The organism is Streptomyces sp. NPDC058246 (genome assembly GCF_042881985.1).
Taxonomy (GTDB): Bacteria; Actinomycetota; Actinomycetes; order Streptomycetales; family Streptomycetaceae; genus Streptomyces.
Genome location: NZ_JBHVWZ010000009.1, coordinates 294,129 through 300,307, shown reverse-complemented (window position 1 = coordinate 300,307; position 6,179 = coordinate 294,129). Strand labels below are relative to the sequence as shown.

The 6,179-nt window shown below is 73.8% G+C and carries 3 protein-coding genes; 2 read left to right on the top strand and 1 reads right to left on the bottom strand.

Features of this window, described 5'->3' with window-relative positions; all coding sequences use genetic code 11:
- Nucleotides 1-122 precede the first annotated feature (122 nt).
- The gene (locus tag ACFVXA_RS16880) at nt 123-2,228 is read right to left on the bottom strand and encodes an asparagine synthase-related protein (RefSeq protein WP_389936671.1); all 2,106 of its coding nucleotides are present in this window, start codon (nt 2,226-2,228) and stop codon (nt 123-125) included.
- Between the two features lie 855 nt (nt 2,229-3,083).
- On the opposite strand from ACFVXA_RS16880, the gene ACFVXA_RS16875 reads away from it, so the two are divergent.
- Together ACFVXA_RS16875 and lhgO are read left to right on the top strand one after the other, a co-directional pair.
- Nucleotides 3,084-4,508 carry an MFS transporter gene (locus ACFVXA_RS16875; RefSeq protein WP_362029825.1) on the top strand — a complete coding sequence of 475 codons (1,425 nt, stop codon included), beginning with the start codon at nt 3,084-3,086 and terminating at the stop codon, nt 4,506-4,508.
- A 216-nt stretch (nt 4,509-4,724) separates the two neighbouring features.
- A complete protein-coding gene (lhgO, locus tag ACFVXA_RS16870) occupies nt 4,725-5,942 on the top strand; it encodes an L-2-hydroxyglutarate oxidase (protein ID WP_362029865.1) in 1,218 nt (405 codons plus the stop codon).
- The last annotated feature ends 237 nt before the right edge of the window (nt 5,943-6,179 follow it).

Sequence of the window (6,179 nt, the reverse complement as noted above, 5' to 3'; positions counted from 1 at the left end):
AGAGGTGTCCATCAGGCGACGGGCTTGATGTACCGGCCCGCCCCCGACCCACGACCCACGAGCCACGAACCCGACCCACGAGCCCGGCCGGCAGACACACAGACAGACAGACCGTGACACGCCTACCCCTGCCGAACCGCCCGGCCCGCCCCCGCCCCCAACGCCCGCCCCTGCGGCACAACCCCCGCCGGTACGGCACGCTGCCGCGCGGGCGTCCCCGTCCAGCACGTCCCCCGCCGCGCCAGCAACCGCCGTAGCCACAGCTCCAGGGAGACCAGATCCGCCAGCCCGTCCAACGGCAGCGGCTCCCCCTCCGCCGCCGCCCGCAACGCCTTGCGCACAACGCGCGCCTCGACCAGCCCGGCCTGCGCGAGCAGCGGTGTGTCGAACAACGCGATCAAGGAGTCGGCGGCCACCCGCAACCCCGTACGCGCGGCCGCCGCCGAGGACGCGTGCGAGGGCGCGCCCCACCCAGGGGGGAGATCCGCCACGCCCGCCCCTTCCAGCACCGTACGCAGGATCGACGCCCGCGCCCCCGGCTGCACCCGCAGCGCCTCCGGAAGGTCCCGGCACGCGCGTACCACCTGGTTGTCGAGGAACGGCGTGTGCAGCCGCTGGAAGCGGATCTCGGCGGCCTGCTCCAGGACGCGTACATCCGCCGCGTGCCGGGCGAGCGCCGCACGCGCGCGGAAGTCACCCGGCCGCTGCCCGGGTCCGACCCCGGGACGCCCCGTCGCACCCTGGAGGCGAACCGATACTTCAGCCAACGCCTCACCGGTCAGCCAGCGCGCCGCCGGCCCGGGTCTGGCCCAGGTGAGCCCCGCGAGCGACGCCCCCACCGCACCTCCCGGCTCCTCGAACCGCCGGTGCAGCAGCCGGTCGGCGAGAACGTCGACACCGGTCCGGTACGGCGTACGGGCCAGCTTCCGCGCGGCGCCGTACACGCGCGCGGGGACCATCACCGAACCGTCCGCCTTCGCCAACGCCGCGACGGGCCGCACCAGATGGCGCCGCTTGCGGTCCATCAGCAGGTCCGCGAGCCGCGCCGGGTGGGCGTCCAGGACCTGCCGCGCCCCATACCCCGTGAAGTGGTCCGCGCTGCCCGAGGAGAGCCGCGCGCGGTGTCGGGCGGACATGACCAGGGACGGCCCCGGCTCGTCCGTCAGCGGGCCCTCCAAGTCGGCGTAGGGCAGCACCTCTTCGCCGCCGGCGACCACCACATGGTGCAGCCGGGGATTCGCGGCCAGCGTCCCGGCCCGCTCCAGCTCGGCCTCCCGACCGCCGACGACGAGGTCGTTGAAGGTGACCGCGAGAAGCCGCTCACCGGCGCCCGTGCCGTGCCCGAGAACCGTCCCGGGCGCTCCCGGAAGCCCCGCCGCCAGCAGCGCCAGCGTTCCCGAGGCGGGCCCTCCCGAAAGGTCGGCGCCGATGCCCGGCACCGGCATCCCGCGCGCGGCGCGCCGCTCGGCGGGCCCCATGCCGGGCACGGGCCCCGGGTCCACATCGGTGCCGGGCACATGACGCGGCGCGGCGAGGCGGGCGCGTACGGCCTCCACGAGGGCGTCCCGTACGGCGTCCACGGCGCTCGTGGGGTCGGCGGACGGCGCCGCGACCGCGAGGGAGGCGACCGGCTCGTACCCGGCGATCTCGCGCGCCCCGGCGCGCAGGATGAGCGCGTGCCCCGGCGGGATGCGCCGCACGCCGTCGTACGGGGTCGAGTCGTGCACCGCGGCGGGTACGTCCGGGGCGGCCAGCAGCGCCGCCAGGTGGCCGAAGTCGAGGTTGGCCTCGATGAGGTCGGCGAGGGGGAGCGCGGCGGTCGCGTAGGCCGTGCCGCCCGCCCAGGGGGTGTAGAACACGGGCCGCGCGCCCGCGAGATCACCGGCGACCATGAGGCGCCGGCCGACCTGGACGACGGCCGTGTAGCTGCCGGACCAGGCCGTCAGATGCCGAAGTGCCCCTCCGCGCGCGGCGAACAGTCCGACCCGCAGTTCTTCGTCGGAGGCTCCGCAGGTGCCGAGGACGGCGATCCGGTTCTGCGCGTCGGCCTTCACCACGCGTACCTCGTCGGGGCGCCAGTCGCCGACGGCCCACAGAGGATCGGGGTCGCCCCACAGGAGTTGGGAACCCACCGGGTGCACGGTCTCGCCGTCGCTTCCGGTGGCGCCCGCCGTGCCGATCTCAGGCGCTCTGGCGACGGTACTGCTCCACCCCACCAACCATCGCATCGCCGCCTCCACAGGCTGTGGACAACCAGTGCACCGTACGAACTGGCACCATGCTGCCACGAAGCACGCGCGCGGGAGGGCCCCTGCGGCGGCTTGCGCCCCTGAAACGCGCCCCCGTGCGAGCGCCCGCGCCGCCGAAGAGCCCCGAACAGCCAGCGCCGCGCCCCCGAACGACCGGCGTCGAGCCCCCGAACAACCGCGCCGCGCCGACACATCACCGGTACGGAGCCGACGCGCGAGCGGCGAGGAGCCGGCCCGCCGCCAGAGTCGGGCCGACACATCGTCGGAGTCCGGCCGACGCAACCTCAGAGTCGAGCCGGCCCCTCGACCGGCACCCGACCCCTATCGGGCCGACGCGAATGCGCCCCCGATACGCTCCCCCAAAACACCCTTCGCGCCCTCAACTGACGTGGTAGGAGCCCTGATTGCCCCCGAAGGGCACCGTCGTTTTTCGGCCAAATCGGCTGTGGGTGGTCCCGCGCGCACACGCTCCGTACAGGCCCTGCGCACCGCTTTCTCAACGCACAGTCCGGGAGGCGGAGTTCGCCTCCCGGACCGGTCCGCCGCCCGCGGGGATGTAGGCGGCGGTGTCCCCCAGCCCACTGGATCCAGTACAGCGGGCCGACCCACGCACGTTCCATGGAAGCGCTCCCCCGGTGGCCGGAGAAGAGCGCACGGACGGGCGCACAGCCACACAGCGGGAGCACGTCGCAACCGTCCGTACAGTCGTGCGGACCACAATCCCGCCATCCGGAAGTACGCCCCTTAACGCTTGGGATGGGGCGAACTACGCTGGGTTTACGAATGCCGCGTGGTTATGCCAGCGCGGCAGCCGTCTGTGTCGAGGGGTGGCGCATGTCCAGGGAGCAACGCGGGCCGAACGAAAAACTCGGCGCCGTTCTCGCCCTCGCGGGAATCAGCAACGCAGGACTCGCACGACGCGTCAACGACCTTGGCGCTCAACGCGGGTTGACTCTTCGCTACGACAAGACGTCGGTGGCGCGCTGGGTGTCGAAGGGAATGGTGCCGCAAGGTGCGGCGCCGCACCTCATCGCGGCCGCCATCGGCCAGAAGCTCGGCCGTCCGGTGCCGCTCCACGAGATCGGTCTGGCGGACGCGGATCCCGCGCCGGAGGTGGGCCTCGCCTTCCCCCGGGACGTCGGACAGGCGGTGCGGTCGGCGACCGAGCTCTACCGCCTCGACCTGGCCGGGCGGCGGGCGGGCGGCGGTGGCATCTGGCAGTCGCTGGCCGGCTCCTTCGCCGTGAGCGCATACGCAACTCCCGCTTCACGGTGGCTGATAACCCCGGCCGACAGTTCGGTGGCACGCGAGGTGAGCCCCGGTGAGGGCTCCGGAGCACCGCTGAAAGTCGGCCACAGCGATGTGCTGAAGCTCCGCGAGGCAGCCGAGGACGCCAGGCGCTGGGACTCCAAGTACGGGGGCGGTGACTGGCGTTCGTCCATGGTGCCCGAGTGCTTAAGGGTGGAGGCGGCACCCCTGCTGCTCGGTTCGTACTCGGACGAGGTGGGCAGAGCCCTCTTCGGAGCCAGTGCCGAACTCACCCGCCTCGCCGGCTGGATGGCCTTCGACACCGGCCAGCAGGAGGCCGCCCAGCGCTACTACATCCAGGCGCTGCGTCTGGCCCGCGCGGCCGCCGACGTCCCGCTCGGGGGCTACGTACTGGCCTCCATGTCCCTCCAGGCGACCTACCGCGGCTTCGGCGACGAGGGCGTCGACCTCGCCCAGGCCGCCCTGGAGCGCAACCGCGGCCTCGCCACGGCCCGCACGATGAGCTTCTTCCGCCTCGTCGAGGCACGCGCCCACGCGCGCGCGGGGGATGCCCACGCGGCCGGCGGCGCCCTGAAGGCGGCCGAGGGCTGGCTGGAGCGGGCCCGCGACGGCGACAACGACCCGTCCTGGCTCGGCTTCTACTCGTACGACCGCTTCGCCGCCGACGCGGCCGAGTGCTACCGCGATCTGAAGGCGCCGCGCCAGGTGCGCCGCTTCACCGAGCAGGCGCTGTCGAAGCCGACGGAGGAGTTCGTACGCTCCCACGGGCTGCGGCTCGTGGTGTCGGCGGTCGCCGAGCTGGAGTCGGGCAACCTCGACGCGGCGTGCGAGCAGGGCGTGCGGGCGGTGGAGGTCGCGGGGCGCATCTCCTCCGCGCGCACCACCGAGTACGTGAAGGATCTCCTGCACCGGCTGGAGCCGTACGGCGACGAACCGCGCGTGGTGGAGTTGCGGGAGCGCGCACGGCCGCTGCTGATGGCTCCCGCGTAGGCGCTCCGATCGAGCAGCGGGGTCCCGGAGCGTCTGCCTGGTCAGCGCCGTACGGGGCGTGCGGGGCGTGCGAGCGATCGGTGGCTGGTCGCGCCCGCGCGGCCGAGCCGCATGACGTGACGGGCTCGGCGCCCCTTACGCCCCTTCGGGGCGCTGGGGGCCTCCCCTGGGTTTGAGGGCATTGTCAGTGGCGCAGTGCACTATCGAAGTCGGGAGGTGGTGCAGGTGCGGGAGCTCGCGTACGACTGTGATGTGCTGGTGATCGGCGGCGGCATCGTCGGCTTGTCGACGGCGTATGCGATCACGCGCGCGGCGCCGGGCACGCGCGTCATGGTGCTGGAGAAGGAGCAGGGCCCCGCCCGGCACCAGACGGGGCGCAACAGCGGGGTGATCCACAGCGGGATCTACTACCGCCCGGGCTCCCTGAAGGCGCGGTACGCGGTGCGGGGCGCCGCCGAGATGGTCAAGTTCTGCGCGGAGTACGGCATCGCGCACGCCGTCACCGGCAAGCTGATCGTCGCCACCGACAAGGCGGAGCTGCCCCGCCTGCACGCGCTCGTACAGCGCGGCCGGGAGAACGGCATTCCGGTAAGGGAGCTGGGCCCCGCCCAGATGACGGAGTACGAGCCGGAGGTGCGCGGCCTCGCCGCCATCCACGTCGGCACGACGGGCATCTGCGACTTCGTCGCGGTCGCCCGGCAGCTCGCGGAGTCCTCCGGCGCCGAGATCCGGTACGGGGCCGAGGTCGTCCGGATCGACCGGCGCCCCGAGCTGGGCGCCGCGGTCCGCACGGCCGACGGGACGGTCGTACGAGGACGCGTGCTCGTCAACTGCGCGGGGCTGCACTGCGACGAGATCGCCCGGCTCGCCGGGGACGAACCCGGGATGCGGATCGTGCCCTTCCGGGGCGAGTACTACTCCCTCGCCCGGCCCGAGCTGGTGCGCGGACTGGTCTATCCCGTGCCGGATCCCGCCTTCCCGTTCCTCGGCGTGCACCTCACCCGGGGGATCGACGGGGGCGTGCACATCGGACCGAACGCGGTGCCCGCGCTCGCCCGGGAGGGATATGAGTGGGGGGTCGTCCGGCCCCGCGAGCTGGGCGCGACCCTGGGGTGGCCCGGTTCCTGGCGGATAGCCCGGCGGCACTGGCGGTACGGGGTGGGGGAGCTGCGGCGGTCCGTGTCGAAGCCGGCGTTCACGGACGCGGTGCGGCGGCTCCTGCCCGGGGTGACCGCGGAGGACCTTGTCCCCGCCGCCGCGGGGGTGCGGGCGCAGGCGGTGCTGCGTGACGGGACGCTGGTGGACGACTTCCTGTTCCGCGAGGGGCCGCGGGTGGTGCACGTTCTGAACGCGCCGTCGCCCGCCGCCACGGCGTCCCTCCCGATCGGGAGAGAGGTCGGCCGGAGAGCACTGGCCGCCTTGGCAGGGGTGTGAGGGAGGAATGTGAGAGAGGGGTGCGGGAGAGGGCTGTGAGCGAGGGCCGTGAAGGAGGGTTTTCGCCCCGCCGCCCCTGCTGCCCCTGCCTGCCCCCTGCCCGCCCCCAAGCTCTCGCCTTCGCTCGAGCAAGCGGACGCCCGTCGTCCCTGGGGGCTGCACCTCCCGCCCCGCTCCTCGAACGCCGGAGGGGGCCGGACTCTCGAGCCCCCCGGCACCGCCCTGGCCCACCCCGTA